22 protein-coding genes and 2 pseudogenes are annotated in these 22,612 nt (G+C 38.1%); 22 read left to right on the top strand and 2 right to left on the bottom strand.

Going from position 1 to position 22,612, the window contains the following annotated elements:
- The first annotated feature begins 66 nt into the window (after positions 1-66).
- The 15 genes and pseudogenes from xseA to AC25Y6_RS01810 all read left to right on the top strand — a co-directional run bounded on the left by xseA (position 67) and on the right by AC25Y6_RS01810 (position 16,180).
- Entirely contained in the window at positions 67-1,422 is a 1,356-nt protein-coding gene (gene xseA, locus AC25Y6_RS01880) for an exodeoxyribonuclease VII large subunit (protein WP_482103082.1), read from the top strand.
- Positions 1,423-1,665: an exodeoxyribonuclease VII small subunit gene (locus AC25Y6_RS01875; RefSeq protein ID WP_482103083.1), complete on the top strand. Its 243-nt coding sequence runs from the start codon at positions 1,423-1,425 to the stop codon at positions 1,663-1,665.
- On the top strand, positions 1,658-2,542 hold the full coding sequence (locus AC25Y6_RS01870) for a polyprenyl synthetase family protein (RefSeq protein ID WP_488141896.1): 885 nt from the start codon (positions 1,658-1,660) through the stop codon (positions 2,540-2,542). The genes AC25Y6_RS01875 and AC25Y6_RS01870 overlap by 8 nt, the downstream gene beginning before the upstream one ends.
- 96 nt (positions 2,543-2,638) lie before the next feature.
- Positions 2,639-4,540 (top strand): 1-deoxy-D-xylulose-5-phosphate synthase, encoded by a 1,902-nt coding sequence (dxs, locus tag AC25Y6_RS01865; protein WP_482105537.1) that lies wholly within the window; start codon positions 2,639-2,641, stop codon positions 4,538-4,540.
- Positions 4,537-5,358 (top strand): TlyA family RNA methyltransferase, encoded by an 822-nt coding sequence (locus AC25Y6_RS01860; protein ID WP_488141895.1) that lies wholly within the window; start codon positions 4,537-4,539, stop codon positions 5,356-5,358. Before dxs ends, AC25Y6_RS01860 begins: the two co-directional genes overlap by 4 nt.
- A 124-nt stretch (positions 5,359-5,482) precedes the next feature.
- Positions 5,483-5,932, top strand: coding sequence for a transcriptional regulator AhrC/ArgR (ahrC, locus tag AC25Y6_RS01855; RefSeq protein WP_482103086.1), 450 nt, complete (start codon positions 5,483-5,485; stop codon positions 5,930-5,932).
- 15 nt (positions 5,933-5,947) lie between these two features.
- Positions 5,948-7,645 (top strand): DNA repair protein RecN, encoded by a 1,698-nt coding sequence (recN, locus tag AC25Y6_RS01850; protein ID WP_488141894.1) that lies wholly within the window; start codon positions 5,948-5,950, stop codon positions 7,643-7,645.
- A gap of 175 nt (positions 7,646-7,820) precedes the next feature.
- Positions 7,821-8,789, top strand: coding sequence for a SpoIVB peptidase S55 domain-containing protein (locus tag AC25Y6_RS01845; protein ID WP_488141893.1), 969 nt, complete (start codon positions 7,821-7,823; stop codon positions 8,787-8,789).
- 239 nt (positions 8,790-9,028) lie between these two features.
- Positions 9,029-9,820, top strand: coding sequence for a sporulation transcription factor Spo0A (gene spo0A, locus AC25Y6_RS01840; protein WP_482103089.1), 792 nt, complete (start codon positions 9,029-9,031; stop codon positions 9,818-9,820).
- Positions 9,821-9,966: 146 nt separating this feature from the next.
- The gene (locus tag AC25Y6_RS01835; protein ID WP_488141892.1) at positions 9,967-10,932 is read left to right on the top strand and encodes a tyrosine-type recombinase/integrase; all 966 of its coding nucleotides are present in this window, start codon (positions 9,967-9,969) and stop codon (positions 10,930-10,932) included.
- A 212-nt stretch (positions 10,933-11,144) separates the two neighbouring features.
- The gene (locus AC25Y6_RS01830) at positions 11,145-11,906 is read left to right on the top strand and encodes a helix-turn-helix domain-containing protein (RefSeq protein ID WP_488141891.1); all 762 of its coding nucleotides are present in this window, start codon (positions 11,145-11,147) and stop codon (positions 11,904-11,906) included.
- Between the two features lie 1,115 nt (positions 11,907-13,021).
- Complete coding sequence (locus tag AC25Y6_RS01825; protein WP_482105528.1) at positions 13,022-13,444, top strand: SMI1/KNR4 family protein; 423 nt, start codon at positions 13,022-13,024, stop codon at positions 13,442-13,444.
- A gap of 777 nt (positions 13,445-14,221) precedes the next feature.
- A pseudogene (locus tag AC25Y6_RS01820) lies at positions 14,222-14,350 on the top strand (NUDIX hydrolase); the annotation flags it as partial.
- Positions 14,351-14,488: 138 nt separating this feature from the next.
- Positions 14,489-15,535 (top strand): DUF2332 domain-containing protein, encoded by a 1,047-nt coding sequence (locus tag AC25Y6_RS01815; RefSeq protein WP_488141890.1) that lies wholly within the window; start codon positions 14,489-14,491, stop codon positions 15,533-15,535.
- A gap of 225 nt (positions 15,536-15,760) precedes the next feature.
- Positions 15,761-16,180, top strand: a complete 420-nt coding sequence (locus tag AC25Y6_RS01810; RefSeq protein ID WP_488141889.1) for a GNAT family N-acetyltransferase — start codon at positions 15,761-15,763, stop codon at positions 16,178-16,180.
- A 979-nt stretch (positions 16,181-17,159) separates the two neighbouring features.
- Here AC25Y6_RS01810 and AC25Y6_RS01805 read toward each other — a convergent pair.
- Positions 17,160-17,498: an ATP-dependent DNA ligase gene (locus AC25Y6_RS01805; RefSeq protein ID WP_488141888.1), complete on the bottom strand. Its 339-nt coding sequence runs from the start codon at positions 17,496-17,498 to the stop codon at positions 17,160-17,162.
- 452 nt (positions 17,499-17,950) lie between these two features.
- Positions 17,951-19,216, bottom strand: coding sequence for an S-adenosylmethionine decarboxylase related protein (locus AC25Y6_RS01800; RefSeq protein WP_488141887.1), 1,266 nt, complete (start codon positions 19,214-19,216; stop codon positions 17,951-17,953).
- A gap of 260 nt (positions 19,217-19,476) precedes the next feature.
- Between AC25Y6_RS01800 and AC25Y6_RS01795 the strand changes: the two are divergent.
- The 7 genes and pseudogenes from AC25Y6_RS01795 to AC25Y6_RS01765 all read left to right on the top strand — a co-directional run.
- A pseudogene (locus tag AC25Y6_RS01795) lies at positions 19,477-19,838 on the top strand (SMI1/KNR4 family protein); the annotation flags it as partial.
- A 178-nt stretch (positions 19,839-20,016) separates the two neighbouring features.
- Positions 20,017-20,289 (top strand): YesK family protein, encoded by a 273-nt coding sequence (locus AC25Y6_RS01790; protein WP_488141886.1) that lies wholly within the window; start codon positions 20,017-20,019, stop codon positions 20,287-20,289.
- Between the two features lie 332 nt (positions 20,290-20,621).
- Entirely contained in the window at positions 20,622-20,846 is a 225-nt protein-coding gene (locus tag AC25Y6_RS01785; RefSeq protein ID WP_488141885.1) for a hypothetical protein, read from the top strand.
- A 106-nt stretch (positions 20,847-20,952) separates the two neighbouring features.
- The gene (locus AC25Y6_RS01780; RefSeq protein ID WP_488142003.1) at positions 20,953-21,495 is read left to right on the top strand and encodes an SMI1/KNR4 family protein; all 543 of its coding nucleotides are present in this window, start codon (positions 20,953-20,955) and stop codon (positions 21,493-21,495) included.
- Between the two features lie 163 nt (positions 21,496-21,658).
- Complete coding sequence (locus AC25Y6_RS01775) at positions 21,659-22,039, top strand: hypothetical protein (protein ID WP_488141884.1); 381 nt, start codon at positions 21,659-21,661, stop codon at positions 22,037-22,039.
- Positions 22,040-22,060: 21 nt separating this feature from the next.
- Positions 22,061-22,342, top strand: coding sequence for a hypothetical protein (locus AC25Y6_RS01770; protein ID WP_488141883.1), 282 nt, complete (start codon positions 22,061-22,063; stop codon positions 22,340-22,342).
- Complete coding sequence (locus tag AC25Y6_RS01765; RefSeq protein WP_488141882.1) at positions 22,294-22,605, top strand: hypothetical protein; 312 nt, start codon at positions 22,294-22,296, stop codon at positions 22,603-22,605. Before AC25Y6_RS01770 ends, AC25Y6_RS01765 begins: the two co-directional genes overlap by 49 nt.
- Positions 22,606-22,612 lie beyond the last annotated feature (7 nt).

The following is a 22,612-nucleotide window of genomic DNA, read 5'->3' as shown; positions in this document are numbered from 1 at the left end:
GACGGACGCTGTTTTTCATCGAAAAGACAGCGTCTCTATACGTCAATAATCGGGGAGGCGGGACTGTTGGCCGGAGATCCACACTTGTCTGTACAAGCATTAACAAAATATATTAAACGAAAGTTTGATGCAGACCCTCATTTGCGAAATGTCTTTGTCAAAGGAGAACTATCGAATGTTAAAAGCCATCCGAGCGGTCATATCTACTTTACTTTAAAAGACGAAAAAAGCCGAATTCAGTCAGCGATGTTCCGTTCTAGCGCAGCTGGACTTAAGTTCAAACCTGAAAACGGTATGAATGTTCTCATTACGGGTGACGTAACTGTTTTTGAAACGAGCGGAAATTATCAATTGTATGTACAATCCATGCAACCTGATGGCATCGGAGCATTATATCTTGCTTTTGAACAATTGAAAGAAAACCTAGGTAAAGAAGGTCTTTTCGATGCAAGATGGAAAAAACCACTTCCACTCTATCCAAATAAAATCGGTGTGGTTACGGCCCAAACAGGCGCAGCGATTCAAGATATCTGCTCCACAATTGAACGGCGTTATCCGCTTGCTGAAATCATATTATTTCCCGCGGTAGTACAAGGGCCGCAAGCGGCGCCTTCCATCATCAAATCAATTCAACAAGCGGATAATTATGGTTCTCTCGATGTCCTTATCGTGGGAAGAGGCGGCGGTTCAATTGAAGATTTATGGGCATTCAATGAAGAGTCAGTTGCACGGGCAATATTTTCTTGCCGTTTACCGGTTATTAGTGCTGTTGGACATGAGACGGATACAACAATTGCTGACTTCGTGTCGGACAAAAGGGCACCTACCCCAACTGCGGCTGCCGAGATGGCCGTACCGGCGCGAGAAGAGTTGTTTGAAAGGCTATTGGATCGTAAGAGGTCAATTTATAATTCCTTATCCAATCAAATCAAAAATGAGCGCAAACGTTTAACAAGTTTACAAAATTCCTATCCACTTCAATTTCCAGAACGATTATATCGTCCGTTTACTGAGAGATTGATTGGGTTTGAAGGAAGACTGCTTAGAAGTGGTAACGATATAACAAGCTCTCGAACATCGCGATACCAAAGATTAAGTGCCCTGCTTTCCACTTATTCCCCGGATCAGCGAATTAAAGAAGGTTATCGAGACATAACGGTAGTAACAGAACGTCTCACAAGAAGTGTACAACAAGACCTACGCATGAGAAGTGAGCGTTTTCACGCATCTGTACGAATGTTGCAGGCGCTGAATCCACTAACGATTATGGAACGAGGCTATTCAATTGTTTATAAAAACAGCGAGGTCATCAATTCTGCTGAATTACTGGAAGTTGGGAAAGAAATTCGGATTCGTTTGCATGATGGTACAGCGGAAGCGACAATCCAATCAATTAAGATAAGCGATGGGGAGGAAATATAATTGGAAAAAGAGTCAATCCGCTTTGAAGAAGCGATGTTGAAATTAGAAGAGGTGGTCCAGAAACTCGAGACAGGCGATGTACCCCTTGAAGATGCCATCACACTGTATAAAAGAGGAATGGAGCTTTCTGGTTTTTGCCATGGTAAACTACAGGATGCTGAAAAACAACTAATCTCTATTATTGACAAAGATGGAAACGAAACGGAATTCAATCCGGCAAAAGGAAGCGATTCAAATGAATGAGAAACTACAACAATTTATCACAGATAAGCTCCCGGTTATTGAAGGTAAGCTAAATATTATGATTGACTCAATGACAGTATCAGAAACTTTAAAATCCTCGATGGCCTATTCAATTAATGCCGGCGGGAAACGAATCCGGCCACTCCTCGTCCTAGCCACGCTAGAAGATTTAGGCGCCAAATCAGAAGATGCTTTGACGGTTGCATGCGCAGTTGAATTGTTACATACTTATTCCCTAATCCATGATGATTTACCGTGCATGGATAATGATGATTTCAGACGTGGAAAACCGACGAATCATGTTGTTTACGGGGAGGCTGTAGCAGTTCTTGCAGGAGATGCGCTTCAGGCCCTTGCGTTTGGAAGTCTATCTCGTCTTACAGTTACGAGTGCCGAAAACGCTCTTCAAATCGTCCGTTTACTTTCGGATGCATCTGGAGCAAGAGGTATGGTCGGCGGTCAAGTGCTTGATATTGAAGGGGAGAAAAAAGCTTTATCTATATCCGAACTCGAAACCATTCATATCAACAAAACGGGTGCTTTGTTGTCATTTTGCATTGAAGCTGGGGCAATACTTGCAGGATTATCTGGTGAAAAATCAGCACAATTGAAAAAGTATGCATTTAACATAGGCCTTGCTTTTCAAATACAGGACGATATTTTAGATGTTACTTCTACGACAGAAGAACTAGGGAAGACTGCGGGTAGCGACACGATAAGTGATAAGTCGACATATCCGTCATTGCTCGGTTTGGATGGTGCTATTGTACGACTTGCTGAACACCATCAGGTAGCAAAACAATCTCTTTCATTTTTGAAAGTAGATCAACCACTTCTCGGATTATTCGCAGATTATATCGTCGAAAGAAAATCTTGAAATGACCGTAATTGTTGTACTGGACGTCTTACTTGATATAATGGGTTCTTAGCAGTAACATTCGAGGCAATTAATTTGTGAAGGTGTGTGATGATGATGGAACTCACTGAAATTACTAGTCCATCTTTTATAAAAAAACTCAACAAAGAACAGTTGACAGAATTAGCGGGAGAAATCCGGAAGTTTCTAATTGAAAAGCTATCTGTTACCGGTGGTCATATCGGTCCGAATCTTGGAGTTGTCGAACTAACGATTATGTTGCATCGGTTATTTGATAGTCCAAATGATAAAATAATTTGGGATGTCGGCCATCAGGCGTATGTTCATAAAATACTAACTGGACGCGCATGCGATTTCGACACACTTCGGCAATACAAAGGCCTATGCGGATTCCCAAAAATGATTGAGAGCGAGCATGATGTGTGGGAAACAGGTCACAGTTCTACTTCGCTTTCTGCGGCTATGGGAATGGCAGCAGCGAGGGACGTAAAAGGTGAATCGAATTATGTGATACCAGTCATCGGTGATGGTGCGCTGACAGGTGGAATGGCACTTGAAGCGCTAAATCATATTGGAGATTCAAAAACCAATATGATTGTTATTTTAAATGACAACGAAATGTCAATTGCGCCGAATGTCGGTGCACTTCATACGGTCCTTGGGAAATTGAGGACTGCGGGCAAATATAACTCAGCAAAAGATGAGTTGGAATATATACTGAAGAAAATTCCCGCTGTTGGTGGTAAACTTGCTGCAGCTGCGGAGCGAGTTAAAGATAGTCTGAAATACCTACTCGTCTCTGGAGTCTTTTTTGAAGAACTCGGTTTCACATATCTTGGTCCGATTGATGGACATGATTTCAATGACCTTGAACGCAATATTCAATATGCGAAGAAAATGGAAGGGCCAGTACTACTTCACGTTATTACGAAAAAAGGCAAGGGATATAGTCCAGCTGAAGATGATAAAATCGGTACATGGCATGGTACTGGTCCGTATAAAATTGAAACAGGTGATTTTGTAAAATCTGCCTCAATTGCACCTTCATGGAGCGGATTAGTAGCAGAAACAGTTCGGAACATTGCTCGTGAAGACAGACGTATCGTTACAATAACACCAGCGATGCCTGTTGGCTCGAAATTGGAATCGTTTGCTGCAGAATTTCCAGATCGATTCTTCGATGTCGGCATTGCTGAACAACATGCAACAACAATGGCGGCAGGTCTCGCTACACAAGGCATGAAGCCATTTCTAGCAATTTATTCGACATTCATGCAACGAGCTTATGACCAGGTACTTCATGATATTTCAAGGCAGAATCTGAACGTCTTTATCGGAATTGACCGTGCAGGTCTTGTTGGTGCGGATGGTGAAACGCATCAGGGTGTCTTCGATATTGCTTTCCTTAGACATATGCCAAACTTGGTTATTATGATGCCAAAAGATGAAAACGAAGGACAGCATATGGTAAAAACCGCTATTGATTATGACGAAGGCCCAATTGTAATGCGTTATCCAAGAGGAAATGGTCACGGCGTATTAATGGATGAAACACTACGTCCAATCCCTATCGGTACGTGGGAAGTATTACGTGAAGGACATGATGCAGCTATATTGACATTCGGTACCTCAATTCCGATGGCGCTCGAAGCGGCCGAATTGTTATTCACCAAAGGAATCCATGTGAAAGTTATTAACGCGAGATTCATCAAACCGCTTGATAATGTAATGCTGGATGGTCTTTTTGCTACTGGTATACCAATTATGACAGTTGAAGAAGCTGTCCTTGCGGGCGGTTTCGGAAGTGCTGTTATTGAATATGCTCATGACACACAACAAACTGGCGTACCGATTCGACGGATGGGTATTCCAGACCAATTCATTGAACACGGTAACGTTGATGAATTGCTTGCTGAAATCGGTATGACAACTGATCATCTGGTTGATAATATGTTAAACTTCGTCAAAGAGTGTGGAGTGGAAAGGGAACAAGTATGACAAATCGTACAACAAAAGAGCGGGTTGACGTACTATTAGTTGAGCGTGGTCTCTTCGAAACAAGGGAACAGGCAAAGCGCTCGATTATGGCGGGCATCGTCTTTTCTGCTGAAACTAGATTAGATAAACCAGGTGAAAAAATTGCAATTGACGCCCCACTTGTGGTCAAAGGCTCGAAATTGAAATATGTGAGCCGAGGCGGATTAAAACTTGAAAAAGCACTTGAGCAGTTCGATGTCGATGTATTGGATAAAATTATACTTGACATCGGATCATCGACGGGTGGTTTTACAGATTGTGCACTTCAAAACGGTGCTGCACATTGCTACGCACTTGATGTTGGTTACAATCAACTTGCGTGGAAGATACGTCAAGACCCACGTGTAACGGTTATGGAGAGAACAAATTTCAGGCATGCAACGCCGGATCTGTTCACCCAAGGGATACCGCAATTTGCTACTATCGATGTTTCTTTTATATCATTAACACTTATCCTACCCGCTTTGAAACGAATCATTGCTGATGGCGGTGACGTTATGGTACTTGTGAAGCCACAATTTGAAGCAGGAAAAGGGAAAGTAGGAAAAAAAGGCGTTGTCAGAGAAAAGTCTGTTCATCAAGAAGTGTTGAAAAAAATTGCTGAAGCATCCATAAACGAAGGATTTAGTCTCCGTGGAATCTCATATTCGCCCGTTACTGGCGGCGAAGGGAATATTGAGTTCCTATTTCACTTAACTTCTGAGGAAAACCCAGTGACAAATTTTTACGCAGTTGACTTTGATAAACTTATTGAAGAGGCTTACAAGGAGCTACACTAGTGCGCATCTATTTGCGCACTTTTCCTATCTGAAGCGAAGAGACATTCCTATATACTTGTTGCTTAAAAATTTCGGTGTTACAGTACAAATTAGAATATAATTATTGGGTATGGGAGTGATTGGCATGAATAAAGGGCATAGACAAATTCGCATTCGGGATATTATCTCGAACTTTGAAATAGAAACGCAAGACCAGCTTGTAGACAGCTTAAAAGCTGCTGGAGTGGCTGTGACACAAGCGACCGTTTCGCGTGATATAAAAGAAATGCATTTAATTAAAGTTCCTTTATCCGACGGTAGTTATAAATACAGCCTGCCAGCCGTACATAAGTACAACACGGAACAGAAACTTCACCGCATGTTAACAGATGCATTTGTTAGCATTGACAGTGCAGGACATTTTATCATTTTGAAAACATTACCTGGAAATGCCCAAGCTGTCGGGTCATTAATGGACCATCTTAGTTGGGATGAAATTCTGGGAACGATTTGTGGCGATGATACATGTTTAATAATTTGCCGGGATGAATCTCTGACAGAAAAAGTGAAGGAAAAACTACTGGCTATGCTTTGAAAGAGGTGATGGTAATTGTTAAGTGAAATCTCCATTAAAAACTTCGCAATCATAGAAAACCTAGAAGTTACTTTCAACGATGGTTTAACTGTATTGACTGGGGAAACAGGTGCAGGGAAATCAATTATTATCGATGCTGTGCAACTGCTGGCGGGTGGAAGAGGATCGCAGGAGTTTATCCGCCATGGTTCGACAAAAGCTGAGTTGGAAGGGCTTTTTACAATTGAAGATAATGATCATCCAATTATCGGTAAGTTAGCTGATTTCGGCATTGACGTCCAAGACGGCATTGTCATTTTGCGGCGTGACCTCAATTCGAACGGAAAAACAGTTTGCCGTGTCAATGGAAAACTCGTAACCATTGCTATTTTGAGAGAAATAGGTTCGCAATTGATTGACATTCATGGGCAACATGAAAATCAGGAATTGATGCATGAAAGAAGACATATTCATTTACTCGATCATTTTGCGGGAGAAAAATTCGACCTTGCTTATGTAAATTATTCTGAGATATTTGAAAGCTATCGAAAACTGAAACGGAAGCTTGAAAAGGCTGACGAAAATGAACAACAAGTTGCACAGCGTATTGATCTGTATTCATTTCAATTAAAAGAAATTGATGCAGCAACCCTCATAATTGGTGAAGAGGATAAACTTGAAGCCGAGAAACAAAAACTTCAAAATTATACTCGATTATATGAGCGACTGAATACAGCGTACGTTTCAATTAGCGGAGACACGCATGCACTAGATTGGGTTGGATCAGCTATGAGTGATATCGAAGATGCAGCTTCAGTAGATAAAACATTGAAACCCCATGCGGAAATAATCGCATCAAGTTTCTATTCACTGCAAGATACGTCACATGAATTAAAAAACATACTTGATGATATGGAATTTGATCCTGCAAGACTCGAAATAGTTGAAGAGCGTCTGGCCCTTCATACCTCACTTAAAAGAAAATATGGTAAGACAATTGAAGATATATTATTGTATCGCGATAAAATAGCTGATGATCTAGAAAGTTTAGTAAGCAGGGATGAACGACTTGCGGCAGAACAGGAAAAACTTGATCAACTATTGAAAGACCTGGAAGTTGAAGCGGAAGAACTATCAATTATTCGCCTAAATTATTCCCATCACTTAGAAAAAGCGATTATGGAACAGCTACAACAACTACATATGGGAAAAGCATCTTTCAAAGTGGATATAACAAGAAAATTGCCTGGTACTTTTGATTCAAACGGATATGACGATGTGGCATTTCTTATTTCGACGAATGTGGGTGAGCCACTGAAACCATTAGTTAAGGTTGCCTCTGGCGGTGAAATTTCACGTATCATGTTGGCTTTGAAAACGATTTTTTCAAAACATCAAGGAGTAACTTCACTTATTTTTGACGAAGTAGACACAGGTGTAAGTGGACGTGTTGCTCAAGCGATTGCGGAGAAAATTGCCATGATTGCTACCCATTCTCAGGTACTTTGTATTTCACATTTACCACAAGTTGCCGCTATGGCTGATTACCATTACCTTATTAAAAAAGATGTAAAAAGTGACAGAACTAGAACTGAAGTCCAAAATGTTATTGAATCGGATAGAACGGAAGAAATGTCCAGAATGTTATCTGGGGCAGAAATAACTCCTCTAACATTGAGCCATGCAGAAGAGTTGTTAAAATTAGCTGTCGAACGTAAAAAGTCGTTTAGATAACCAAGAAACACGCATAATACATTATGCGTGTTTCTTGGTCATTTTTTTAAATTTCCCAGCACTACTTATTAGTAGGACCAAAAAGGAAGTTGATTTTCATTTTTGCTTGATTTACCCTTTCATAAGATTCCTCTGAACGACCATACCAACAGTATCTTATTTAGGGAGGTGAAATATGGGATGGAGTAGACAGTTCAAGTTAGCCGTTTCGTTGTCTGTGATTTTTCTTTTCATGCCATTCACGACAGATGCGGCATTCGCAAAAGACGAATCGTTGATACCCATGGGGCAATCAATTGGTATTAAAATGGATTTGTCTGGAGTGTATATCACGAATGATGTCATGATTAGGAAGGATAATTGGTTGAAGGCAGGTGATCTAATCGGACAAATAGAAGGTGTAATAATTGGTTCCTTACGCGAATTCGAAAAATCCTCATCGTCATTGCGTAGTAAGAAGGAAGTCGTTTTACATGTCTCCCGAGGTGGTAATGAGCTCCAAATCCTAGCAGATGGCGAGGCGATAAAACGTCTCCTTCCATTCCTAAAAGATCGGACGGAAGGAACAGGAACCCTGACTTATGTCGACCAGAACAATGGAACATACGGCGCTCTAGGTCATCAGATTATTGATAGTGCCTTGAAAACACCGCCTTCTTTTAAATCAGGATCGATTTATCTTTCGGAAATCGATCAGATTAAAAAAAGTGTACCGGGTATTCCGGGCTATAAGATCTCGACGATTGTAGATGACAAAGATATGTTAGGCTCGATTCGAATAAATGGGATATACGGAATATTCGGATCGTGGAACAGCACATATAAGGAAGTGTTGGCCAAACCTCTACAGATTATGCATTCCAGTGAAGTGGAAGTAGGACCGGCTGAAATTTACACGACCATAAAAGGAACAGCAGTCGAGTCATTTTCCATTAGCATTACTGAAGTTGAACAAGATCAGTTCCATTTCATTTTAACAGATGAAAAATTACTAAAAGCTACTGGCGGAATCTTACAGGGAATGAGTGGAAGCCCTGTTATTCAGAATGGCCAATTTGCAGGTGCTGTAACGCATATGTTTGTCGACGACCCTAAAAAAGGAGCGGCTCTTTTTTTGGAAAAGATGAGAATTGGTGAAAAGTAAAAAAAGGTCAACCAGTTTCTGGTTGACCTTTTTTTAGCAGTCGGGTAAAATTTTTTGACAAAAATTCAGAAAACATAAAAACGCGTCGAAATATGGGGAAAGCATATGCCAGAAGGTTCATTTACACTGAAAAATAGAGGTTTGTTTCACTATTCGTCGAAAATTCCCTTGTGCAGTTAACATATAGTTGTTAATATTTAGGGAACGAGGCCGTCATAATAGTACAAGGGGGAAATGAGATGGATAAACTGAAAGTAGCGATTGCTGACGATAACAAGGAACTTGTGAAAACGATGGTGGCATATTTTGAAAGGCACCCCGAAATAGAAGTAATTTGGACGGCACATAACGGTAAAGTATGCTTAACAATGTTAGAAGAAAAAACGCCGGATGTCCTATTACTTGATATCATTATGCCACATCTTGATGGTATTGCAGTGCTTGAAACGTTAAGTGGCAATGCAAAAATTGCTGATTTGCATATTATCATGCTTACCGCATTTGGCCAGGAAGATGTAATGACACAAGCGGCAAGTCTTGGCGCTTCCTACTTTATGCTTAAACCATTTGAGTTTGATAGACTAGCTAACCAAATTTTCCAAGTAGCAGGAACGAGGAAACCCATTGCTCCACAAACTCAATCCGTTGGGGAAGTTACGTCTGGAGCTGTAAGTCAAAAAGTCTTGGATACAACAATTACAGCAATTATCAAAGAAATTGGTGTGCCTGCTCATATTAAAGGCTATGCATTTATTCGTGAGGCGATTCAAATGGTGTACACCGACGTGGATTTACTAGGGTCTGTAACAAAAGTGCTATATCCAGAGATTGCTAAAAAGTACAATACGACTGCGTCCCGGGTCGAACGGGCAATTCGTCACGCAATAGAAGTAGCTTGGAACCGCGGTAACTATGATGTAATATCCAAAATGTTTGGTTATACTGTGCACCACTTGAAAAGTAAACCCACTAATTCAGAGTTCATCGCAATGATTGCCGATAAGATTCGACTTGAACATATGGCGAGCTGATTGTTGGTATGAAAGCGTTTTATTGTGAGAGTTGCAGAACTATCACCGACAAACTATGGGTATGAAGCAATTAAGTTAAATAGGTAATGTGGATATAGAAACGCATTCTTTACGGAGATTTAATTCGTATGAGGAGGCGTTTTTTTTTGTCTGATTTTGATATTGAAATAGATAGATACATGCTGGATTGTGCTGCAAAGGGGTTATCTCCAAAAACAATGAAGTCATATGAACAGACGTTAAAACTATTTGCTAGGTATATGGATGACACTTTTAAAATTTTGTCACATAAGGAAGTGACTGCGGAACATTTGCGAGCATACATGAGAAGTTTAGCGGAACGAGGAAAGTATGAAGTCACTTCAGCATTAAAGCCAGTCAACTATCCTGAGCGTAGACAAGACTTTGGGAAACCAGTCACACAGACAACGATTGCGAACTACACACGGAACATAAAAGCCTTTTATGGTCATTTAGAAGCTGAGCGTATTATTCGTAAGAATCCAATGAAGACAGTTCGAAACGTGAAACCAGAGCGTAAAGCGAAAATCATGCTTGAAGATAACGAATTGAAACAGTTCTTCCGTGCATTCGATGTTTCCAAGTTTGATCAATATCGTGATTGGATTATTGCTAGGGTGATTTTTGACACTGGTTGCCGAATTTCTGAGCTACTTGCAATTGTTCCGTCAGATATTGATGTCCGAGCAAACGCCATTTTACTCAGAGAAACAAAAAATAACAAACAACGCTTTGTCTATTTTTCAGATAAAACTAGAAGACATCCTAAATCTTGGTTAGATTACAAGGACCGCTATTCTGATACCGATTTTGTATTCCCAACCCTTCATGGAAACAGGCGCAAAATAGAGGGAGTTGAGAGGTCATTCAGATTGAGGAGTAAAGATGTGGGTTTGCAGGTAACACCGCATTTACTAAGAAATAATTTCGCCAAGCGCTATCTAATGAATGGCGGAGATTTGGCAACTTTATCCAGTCTTTTGGGTCACGCCAGCTTGGAAATAACGTCACAAATTTACCTCGATTTTGCCGATAAGGAAATCATGCAGAAGTATAAGAAGCATTCTCCACTATCCAATTTGGATATTTAAACACAAAAAAGAGCCTATAGGTGTTAGCGCACCCTAAGCTCATGTAAAACCGTTTCAGTTCTCACAACTGAATGAAGCACTCAACTATAAGTAAAAAGAGCACTCTTTTGTATTGCCTACTATCATATCAAAAAAAAATATGATTAGACAAGGCTTGTTTAACTACGCCTATAAACAAGTGGGTGCTCCTTTAATAAAAGGGAGCAATCTATATGACAATCTATCTATCAAACTATGCACGCTTTAAAGACAAGCATGAAATGGACAATGCGGCTAATCAACATATCACTTCCAACTGGAATCAACTGAATTCATCTGATAGAGCGGTATTAGGTATGGTTAGACGTTATTCTGTAAAGCATGGAGCGGCACATTTAAAGCATATAACGATTGCAAGCGCATTGCATAAGTCAATATCTACTATTAGACGTTCAATTGTTAAACTTGAAAAATTAGGCATCATTGAACGAGTTAAATTTATTCGTAGAGTTCTAAAGGGATTCGGAGCTAATATCTATGTCATTCTTCCAGTAAAACCTAAAAGTGAACAGTCGGAAATGAATACTCGGGTAGTTGCGAGGGAGGTAGATGCACCAATCCATCAAGGGAATAAATCAGAAAACGAACCGTTATCTTTTAAATCTTTAATAGCTAATGACAAAAATGCATCATTACATGATACGTATCGCCCAGAGCTGTCACGGACGCTTTACGAGCGCTTTAAGTCACTATTGAAATCAACGGTCGGGGAAGATACGAAGCTTGCAGGAAGGCTCTATGGAGTCTACAGGTCACAGTCAATTAGAATGATGAGATTCAGTATACAAGAGGAAAAAGGTGAGATATTCGAAGATTTGGCAATACGAGCATTAAATAAAGGTTTGCTAGAAGCATCTCTACGGAGGTGCTTTTTTCATAACATAAAAATAAAGGAGGCGGACGGTGATTTGATGTGCCACAGAATGATCGTCTAAAGGGTTGCATTTCACCTTTGAGCCTTCTGATTTCTGCAGTAACCTAAGGAATTCTTATCAGCCTACTTCCGGTTACATACGCTCTGTTGAATAAAACGCTGTAATCTCATTTTTGTAGCCAGTTCATTTAAAGCTTTGAAAAAATCAGCTTGAAAAAACACTTGTTACTTATGATGGCTGACATTAATTGTCGGCTTTTTAATTTGTCCAATTTTAATAAATGCATAATAGCTCAACTGGGACATCATAATCCATAAAAGCATCAGCAAATAAAGACTTATCAATCAGTTCCTTTAAAACACCTGAATAATAGCCTGCAATATTGCGTAAAGTTTTCTTCTTGCTCACTTGCGTGGTGGTGGATTAGCTGTACATGAGTTCTTTTTACTAAAATAACGATTCGTGATTACCATCCGAAGGAGGAAACACGGAATTGACATTTTTGAATCTATTCCATCCTTTTCGAATGACAATGTAAAGTAAACCCAAGAGGAAAACTAAGCAGCATAAAAGTATTACATGTGGAAATGTTTTATCGATCATTAAGACCATTAAAAAGAGGTATAGAACAAAGACACTTTTCTGTTTTAATTTCCAGTATTGGATTCGACGTGAACTTTGAAAGGCTTTATGTAGTCCCATATTTCGAAACAAGCTAACATTGATTGCAACGAGGATGACTAAAGCTAAAGATGTATAAGTCAAATCATCTTGAATCGAATTGATTTTAGGAGGTACGGTTATACCGAAGATTAATATGACCACACATTGAATAATAATTGTTGAGGATGTATCAGACTGATTAGTCCATCTAAGCTTTCTTGTATTATTCCTGCCCATTAACAACATCCTTTTTATTAATCGTTAAGAATATTATGTCCATAAAATTGAAATAAATAAAAAAAGTGATGAATTATTTATGCAATCGTACCTTATAAAGACTCTTAAAGATGCTTTACGAATTATAGAGGTATTCGTATGAATAAGAACGAATAAAGAACAATGCTCTGTTCTTGTTCAACTAACGGGGGGTTTGTTTAAGAAAGAAAATACAAATAAAATAAAGAACATTATGAATGTATTAGTATTAAAGAATCGCGAAAGGTTGAATAAAATTGTATCAATTAAAAATAAATAAACTTATTAATCAATATGACCAGAGGAAGAATTTTTTTGGAAGCATAAATTATGAAGAAATTAAGAAAACGGAAAAATTATTAGGGGTGACACTTCCAGAAAGTTATAAATGGTTTTTAGATGAATACGGTGGTGGAGGAAATGGTTTTGAATTTAGTAATTGTGAAATGATTCATTCCTATAAACAACGGTTTGCCTCAATGCCGAATGAGTTTGTCATGATCTATTGGTGTGATGAGTATGGTTACTGTTTAGATACAAATAATCTACAAGATGGAGAATGTCCGGTTGTGAACTGGAGTCCATTTGAATCTGCCATCTATCTTTCTAAGCCTAATTTTTATGAGTTTTTCTTAGATGAGATAGAAAATGCAATAGATAATGATTTTTGGGACGAATAAGAATGGCTATTCAAGTATTTTTCTTATTGCACTAACGGATGCAAAAGGGTGTCCCTGCAGCTGAATGCAGCCTCCTGGCATAACAAAATAAAGCATGATTCTATAACGGAATTATGATTTTTCTATACCGTTCCTAATTTTTTTCATTTTTTTTTGTTTCAAGGCTGAAGAAACAATACTTTTCGCCTTTTCCCTGTTCTTTTCATCTTTCAGCAGGTCGCTCGCTGTCGATATAATTTTTTTGAATTCTCTTTAAAATTCAAGATCACGTCACCTCCACTTTTAGCTATAATTCTATTCTAAAGAAAATGATTCAGTTTCTCACGGAATATCCTGTTTTTTCATCATTTTATATTTTAATTGCCTCTTAATTTCGCCATAGTTTCATTTTTGTCTTAAAAATAATCTGCCCAGGAGTATAGTACCTACCATCAATTTGCATAAGAACCGGAAGAATAAGAAGAAACCCCTGATATTAAAACGTTTCAGGGGTTTCTTCTTATGAGTTAAAGCTTAATTCAATGAAATCTCTTTTATCTTAACTTTTATCGTCATCATCGAATCGATCAGGTCGTCTGTGATCATTATTTTATAAAGATCCAGTCATGATACTCCATTACAGGCCCAGTTTGTGAAATAATTACTATAAATATAATTGGATATTTATGTTAAAGTTTGCGCTTAATTTAACTGGCAGGATAGTTGAAGAGTATTGTTAAACTTGTGTTCAACAATCGGGCCATTTAATGGAGTAAGCTTTACACAAAAAAGGGGGCAATGCCTTTGGGACAAAACAAATCACATATTTATACACCTTCTAAACACTTTGTTTCGGCTGCAACTATTGTACTCAACGACCAAAAGGAAGTTTTGCTAATTAAAGGTCCTATGAGAGGTAGGGAAGTGGAATAGTCACTTACCAGAGAGTTTATAGTTGTTTCACTAACGGGCAGTTTAGTTGCGTAAGGATTTGCCGAAAGAAGGAAATAATAAGGTTATTGAAAAAATAACTAAAAAGACAAATCGATTTGCTGGAGGGATATTATGTTAGGTATGGATGTGTTATCTCAAAGATTTACGGATTTTGCTGAAAATGAGTGTAAAGGCTCTAGTATGTTATATGAATACTTAGCATTAGAAATCGCAAAAGATGACGAGTTATTAGAGTTATGTAATAACGCTAGCAGTGGTCAACCAGTACCAAATTTACTTTTCGGTGCTGTACATTACCTTCTGCTTAAAGGAAAAGAACACAAGTTAAAAGAATTTTATCCTAGTCTAGCGATTAAACCTCAGCATTACAAAGAATCATTTGAATACTTCAAAGAATTTTGCCTAATTAATAAAAATGAAATCATCAATATCTTACAAACTAAACTTGTTCAGACGAATGAAGTACGAAGATGTGCTTACCTTTATCCAGTCTTTAGCTTTATTTACGAAAAGACTAAAAAGCCATTGGCACTCATTGAAATTGGAACTAGTGCGGGGTTGCAACTACTGTGGGATAAGTATTCATATACATACAACACAAATGAAGTTGTTGGTAACATAGGTTCTGCACTAAACATTACATCCGAATTAAAAAGTGATACAACACCAATTTTACAATCAACTTCCCCACCAGTGACAACAAGAATTGGTATTGATTTAAATACTGTCGATTTAAACGATGAGGAAGAATATTTGTGGTTAAAGTCTTTAATTTGGACTGAACACAAAGATAGACTAATCATGTTTGAAAAAGCTGCTAATTATATTAAAGAATATCCCGTTCAATTAGTTAATGGAGATGGAGTTGCTTTATTAAGTGAGTTCGTTGATGATGTGCCATTTGGAAATACAGTTTGTATTTATCATACTCACGTAGCTAATCAAATGTCGATAGAGACAAGAAAATCATTATTAAATATAATAGAATCAATTGGAAAGAACAGGGATGTTTTTCATATCTATAATAATGTTCAGGACAAATATTTACACCTTGATTATTATTTAAATGGTGTGGAATATAAACAAACGATTGCTGAAACAGATGGTCACGGAAGATGGTTTAAATGGTTACTTAAGGATGAAGTACAAGTGAAATAATTAGAGTTTATTGAGCTGAAAGCTGCCTTTACATGGCAGCTTTCGCTTATAGAGTAATGGAGTAAAATACTTCCGTGAACTGGTGTTATGCTAACCTGGTGTGTATAAACTATGCAAGCCCGTTCAGAAATCGAATTCCTTCTGGAACTAACGAAGCAGTTTAGTTGAACAAGGAGCAAGCAAGAATAATGTAGAAATACTCATAGTATTCTAAGGAGGGGTATTGTGGATTTGAGAATACATAGCGATTTTTCTAAAGTAGATCTTGATGGAATGAAAGAGATATATGCTTCTGTTGGGTGGACAAAACATACAAAGGAGATAATAAAACAAGTATTCGAAGCAAGTAATGTCAGTGCTTTTGTCACAGTAAATGGACAAATTGTGGGTTTTGGCAGAGCTATGACAGATGGAGTTTTTAATGCTGCTATATATGACGTTTTAGTACATCCAGAATTCCAAAAACAAGGGATAGCGAGACAAATTATGGAGTATTTACTTGCTAAACTAAATAATATTTCGTGCGTTCACTTAATCTCTACAACTGGAAATGCGGATTTTTATAAGAAGTTGGGATTAAAGAGAACTAAAACAGGAATGGCTAGGTACCTAAACCCTAATCTAGCTAGTGAGTATTTAGAATAACCATTTTTCTTATTGAACTAACGGGCAGGTTAGTTGTGCGAAATGTTTCTAGCTTAAATTGGGGATGGTCACATCTCTCAGGTAAAGGCTAGACAGTTCCATTGGAACTGAAGGATTATATCGAAGAGTCAAATGACAGAGTAACGTCTTGAAGGGCTCTCTCTTAGTCGATTAGCACTGGATTTAGTAAGGATAATAGTGTTATAAGCTCGGCAAAAAGGCGTGAGAATTTACCGTAACAGTGTAACGGCTGACGAAATCCTACCCGAGGGGGTGGTGTAAATCATGATGCTTGAGTTGAATGAATATGGTGAGAATGCTATATGCCACAAAACAAGATATTGGTAAGCTGACGAATTTCCGAATGTACGGGTCTAGACCTGCAATACATAGAAATGTGTATCTCACTTAATGTGAGGTTAGTTGTGGACGAGTAAGAATAACTAATATGAAAATCCACCTTATGTTACAGGCATATGCATAGCTAACAGGCTCACAGGAAACATCTAAGTTCATTCTATAATAGATATAATTCAACGTTGTAAGCTGATAACGCGGAGGGCTTACTCCCGAAGAAATGGTAATAAGGAAAACAATAATGAGACTAGTTATTGTATAACTTATTTTTATATCAGTGAAAGTGGTGGTACAGTACCGATGAAATGTCTAATACACATGGAGGGATAGCCACTAGACTAATGAAGAATCACTTAATCATGCAAGGCAAATCTTTACCGGTTAATAAGGTTCTCGTGAGACTAAAAGAGGTTCACCTCCCAAGGGAGGCACCGACTTATTGAAACGGAAGAATTGAGACACCTGGACTATATTGTTATATCAGAAGTGTCGATGATTAATTGAATTGGATTAGTTGGAACGCCGTATGCGGTGAAAGTCGCACGTACGGTGTGAAGGAGGGGAAAAGGTGGCGATAACTTCAAAGCCTTACCTATTCCTATGAATAGGAGAGGTCAATTCTTTATTCAGAAGGATAGTCACCCTCTAAACTTTGCAGCTGAACAGTGAGAGGGCCATGCGTAACCTTCGAAACAATCACATCATGATAACTCCAATTAATGATTTTTCGCCAATCATCTGAACGTGTGCCTGGCGAATAGAGACTACCTACTCGTTTAGCAATGACACCTTCCATTTTGTTTTCTTTTATAACATTAAATAGTTGCTCACCTTCACCTAATACATAAGGAACTAGATTTATGTATTGTAAATCGATTACTGAAATAACTTCATTTAACAAACCCTTTCTTTCTTCAATTGGCCAATGCGTTACAGCTTCTTGACGCTTACGTAGAATCAAAGATTAAAAGGAAGTATACGTAACAATTGTTTTTTGTGCAGCCCCTTTCATTTCAACAATGTAAAGGGGTTTTATTTCTACTTGTATGAGTACCTATGCTAGCTGCGATCATTAATACTTTATCAAAGAGAATATAAATGGGGAAAAAAACTTAATCTGAAAAGCGATTAGTCAACAAGGAGCAATAAATCTTGGAGCCTTAATGGATCGAGTAATTGATTTTGACACTCTAGATAAAAATTGGAGCAAAAAAACAACCCGACCTTTGCACAATAAAAGTCTGATTGCTTATTAATTAGGAATATGGTCATAACTGTCCTTGCAGCCTCTAAGGTCTTGTAAGATAAGGGGGTTTGGGATTTCTTACATCATGGCGCCAAAGCTCCAGTGTCAGGCATCTGAGTTAGTCTATAAGCATGGACACATAAACTTATTCGACTAGTCGTCAACAATTAAATTCGATTATTTTTCATTCTCTGATGCAATAGACCATCTGAATGCTTATTTTCACCTGTTACAAAATCTGTCATGTAATAAGTCAAATAGTCTCCATAATGATTGGTCGTTTTCAACAAAAGCTCATCTACATAATAAGCTCCTTTTGGTATTTGATCGAGTAGCATGACGGATAAGGCAGCATAAATACCGCAAGCTACCTGAAAGTATGTGGCATTGGTCTTGTATTGAGCAAAGATGGAGTCATTGCTTAGCACATTGTACATATACCGTTCCTTGTCCTGATACACGAGAAGTACCCCCGCTAAATCCTCGCCTTCCAATGGCGCATCAAGTGGATCGAGAACCTTCATTTCAAAATCCCATATTTTATCCAGGTCATCGATGTTTGCACGGATCAGCTCTGTTGTATGGTCATTAATCTTATATAAAAACCCGCCTTCCATGTCATATAACTTGCCCATAGTAAATACCTCTTCATGCGGCATTAAGCAACCATAAAACTGTTTATCTCCTAGCGTCACCTTAAATTCAACATCATACACCTTTTCGTACAAGAAGAGCGGGATATGATTCTTCATAAACATTGGATAGCTTAAAATTGCCTCATCCAGAAAACATTCGGGCGACCAAGTCGTATAGACGACATTCTCTTTAGCCACATTCTTGTCCTTATAAAATGAAGTATCATGCTCTACAATATAACAACCTAACGGAAGCTCGTCCGAAGAATCTCCTTTAAGAAGTTCAATCGCCATCCATTGAACTACGCCTGGATTCATTCCAGAGCCAATTATGGCAGATGAATTTAAAATGTTATCTTTATGCTTTTCTAAATGCCTTAGCCTCTCTAGTAAACCAAACCCTTCATACAAGTCTTCATTGTCATCAACTTCCGTGTTTTCTAATGCCGTATTGACATAATTGACACCCAGTTGATCGCAGCATTGCAACATTTCAACCGTATCCGCCCAAGAAACATCAACAACAAGGGTTGTTTTCGTATCTTTAAGATGATTGATAAAATTACCCTTATCTTTAAGATCAAATTGATGCAACACGATATGATCTTTCAAGTTTGGAAATAAACTATGAAAGTAATCCTCCTCTTTTTGTTTGTTATCGACTAAATGAATCCTACTACTCTTAATGATGTGATGAATGGGATCCTTTTCATCATGCACTGACTTATTCAAAATGGAAAGTATTGACTTCGCAACTCCTCCACCACTGCCTAAAATTGTTATCACTGTATTCTTCACTTTCAATTCAACACCTTATCTACTTTTTATACTATATGTAGTCGGGTTTGAAAGAGGAGAGACAGTTGTCCATAAAAATGAAAAATGACTACTTTTCAACGTGGGCGTTAACGTATTATTTAGGTATTCTTTCTGACGTGGCAAAAGCCTGGTCAACGTAAAACGATGATTGAAAACCTGCCTACGGAAACGGTCGAATACCGTTTACCTGTAGAAAAGCTTTGTTGGTTTGAAGTAGGGGTTACTGATTCGTATGGGGAGATAAGTTAGGTGCAGTCTTCCCAGAACATTATAAGGAACTTTTCAAGTTAATCAATAATGCAGAAATAGGTGAATGGACACTATATCCTATTAAAGACCCTAGAAATCCAAAAAAACTTGGGATGATGTTGGACAAAACACCGAAGTCAGAGATGAAGATATGTCGAAAGACCTTATTGCAATCGGTGATGATGGTTCGGGAGATAAATTATGTTTTAAAGTAAATAACGGAAGAATGGAGAATGAGATTTATATTTGGTATCACGAAGATGTAGAACATGAAGAATATGCCCCTAATTTGAAAGGATTTATTATTATAATTTTAGAAGAAGAGACCGAGGATGACTTTGAGGACGAATAAATCATATTCAACTAACGGGCAGTTTAGTTTAATAAGCAGGAATTGATTTTTGGGGGATTATAACTGGATAATTTACTTAATATTGGAACTTCTATCAGTGTAAAACGTATTAAAGTAAAGGGACAGGTTATTGCAATAAAGGGAGTATGTTTGAAAAAATGCAAAGGGGTGGATTTTAATGATGCTTTTAGCACCTTTCCTGATAGCACTTATACCAGGGATTATTATATTGATGCTTACATGGTGGTTCAGTAAAAAAGGCTTTTCCTTATTTGTAAGGATGTTGCCTGGAATCCTAGCAATTATAACCGCTGCAATTCTCTTCTATATTGGTTTTGTTAACATTAGAGGATTCGAAGGTGGAGCTTATGGCATTCTTGGTTTCTTTTTAATCATTTTTGCCATTATATCTCTTGTTATTGGAAAAAAGGATACAACTGTTTTTCGGTAAGATGAATTAGTCAACGTTTTAAGCTAAAACGGGATTTCTATTTTCATCTTCAACTAACGGGTAGCTTTAGTTAAACAAGACCGTCATTTCGATGGTTTTTTTTTACGTCCAAAACATCAAGTAGATTTCGGCGAACCATTGTGAAATGTTACACTTAAACTAACGCGGCAGGTTACTTCAATACAAAAATGAGGATACGAACATGAATGAGATTTTTGCTAAAGCACTTTATGAATCTATAGATAAAAGAGAATCTTGAACTATACAAAAATTTATATGAAACAACGAACATTACTCCTAAAACAAATAGTTATTGGAAAGGTGCTATTAGTTTGTACGATGGTTTATCTGATGAAAACAAAGGCGTTTTAATGTCGATAATCAATCAAACCATGATTGATACTGTTTCACATACGCTCGGAATAATTGATGGGAGTTCAACCCTCAATGATTGTTCGTTCGAACCAAAATTATTGCTGGATTCTGTTGATACGGAGAGTGAAATGCAAGATTGGTTTTTAGGATTCATAGAAGAAAGAGATAGCAAAATCTTATAAACGAATACAGACGGGGGATATTAATTTGGGGGATAATCACAGAGAAACCATAAAAGAAGTTTTAACAAAATTAGAGGTCAATTAATTTAATGGTGTTTCGGGTAAGATAAGCGATAAAGATATTGCCGATTTTGAGAGTGAGTATGAACTATCATTCCCGGCGGCGTATAGGGAATTTTTATTGATTTGTAATGGGGTATTTTTTGATAATATTCTGGATTTTAAACGAGTTGATAATTCGCCACTAACAATGAATGACGGTACGGCGTATATTGATGGTTGTCTCGATTTGAATGGTGTGATTGAAGCAACCGATGATTATGCGGGTCGAATACCGAATTCGTTAATCCCTATCGGTGACGGTCTAGGTGGAGATTTAATTTGCATAGGTGTGGGGGAAAACGTTTTTGGGAAAATCTATTTTTGGGACCACGAAAATGAGCTTGTGGCAAAATTGATGGTGGGTATAGATACACCCACAGAAGACATTGACTTGTATTGGGATAATATATCTCTTGTCTCTCACACCTTTATGGATTTTTTGAATGGTTTGGAAATCAGTCAAGATACGGATGACGATACAAATGTCGATGCGATTATTGTGAATATGAAAGTAAGTGATAAATTTCTTGCGAGACTTAAAAAATAATAACTAACTCAATTGGCTTTTAGATGTTATATCAAATAATGTTGTTAAACCACACAAAACACGTTCCATTCAGCGATTGAATGAAACGTGTTATTTTTATTGTCTTTTTACGAAAGGAGGAAGTCGCAAACTGTTTTTCAAAACTAAAATCTGTAGAAATAAGTTGCACATCTACCCTGAAGTGGAAGTCCATGTAGCTAAACAAAGCCCATTCGAATTATTCGAGTTGGGTTTTGTCGTCCTTGAAACATCCTTCCAATTGCTGAGGATGTTGGACACTCAAAACTATAAAAAGGATATGCGATTTTGGGTAAAACGTATATCCCACAATGCCAATGCGTTACCCGAATTATTATGGGAGGAAGGTAAACAGTCAAATCAACTAATGATAGGAAAGCAGAACAAAGAGCACCTAGAATTACTCAAATATAAAATGTCGAGAACCATTCAGACGTTGTTCAGTTTTGTAGAGAATAGCCGTGTTCCTATCAAATTGGACCAGATACATGATTATTTCGGCAAGTGGAATTGGATAAAGAAATGATACTGAAAGGAGTTGTAATAGATGGGTATGCCCATTGTATGGCAGGGGAGTGATTGCTTATCTCATATGCTTGCCGTTGGTCCTACTCGTTGCGGTAAGACAGCCACAATACTAAAATCGATGATTTATAAATTACTTCTACAAAAGAAACGTGGTGTTCCTTTAGGCTTGTCTGTTGTCGAGCCCAAAGGTGACGTGGCGGCAATGGTAAATGAAAAGACCCTGACAAACCCAATTCCGCAAGTTTCAATCCAATGGAAGGTGACACGGATACAGTGGCGGAAGCAACGGTCGTTGTATTAAAAGGATTGTTTGGAAAACAGGATGCTTTCTTCGCAACCGTTCAGGAACTATCGGCACGTAACGTCACGAAGCTGCTAAAAGAACTGCATGGCAACAACATGGATATTGTCGATGTAATGAACACATTGCGTGTTCAAAATGTCTTGCAACAAAAGGTATCAGAACTGAAGCATCGTGACGGCATGACGGACTTGGTCCATTTCTTTGAAGCAGAATTGCTTGGAAGTATGCGCGAGAAATACCAGCAATTCGTAATTGGATAAGAGCCCA

This window comes from Sporosarcina sp. Y1004, from assembly GCF_057669665.1.
Note: the sequence above shows the minus strand (reverse complement) of the source record. Positions and strands in the feature narration are given on the sequence as shown.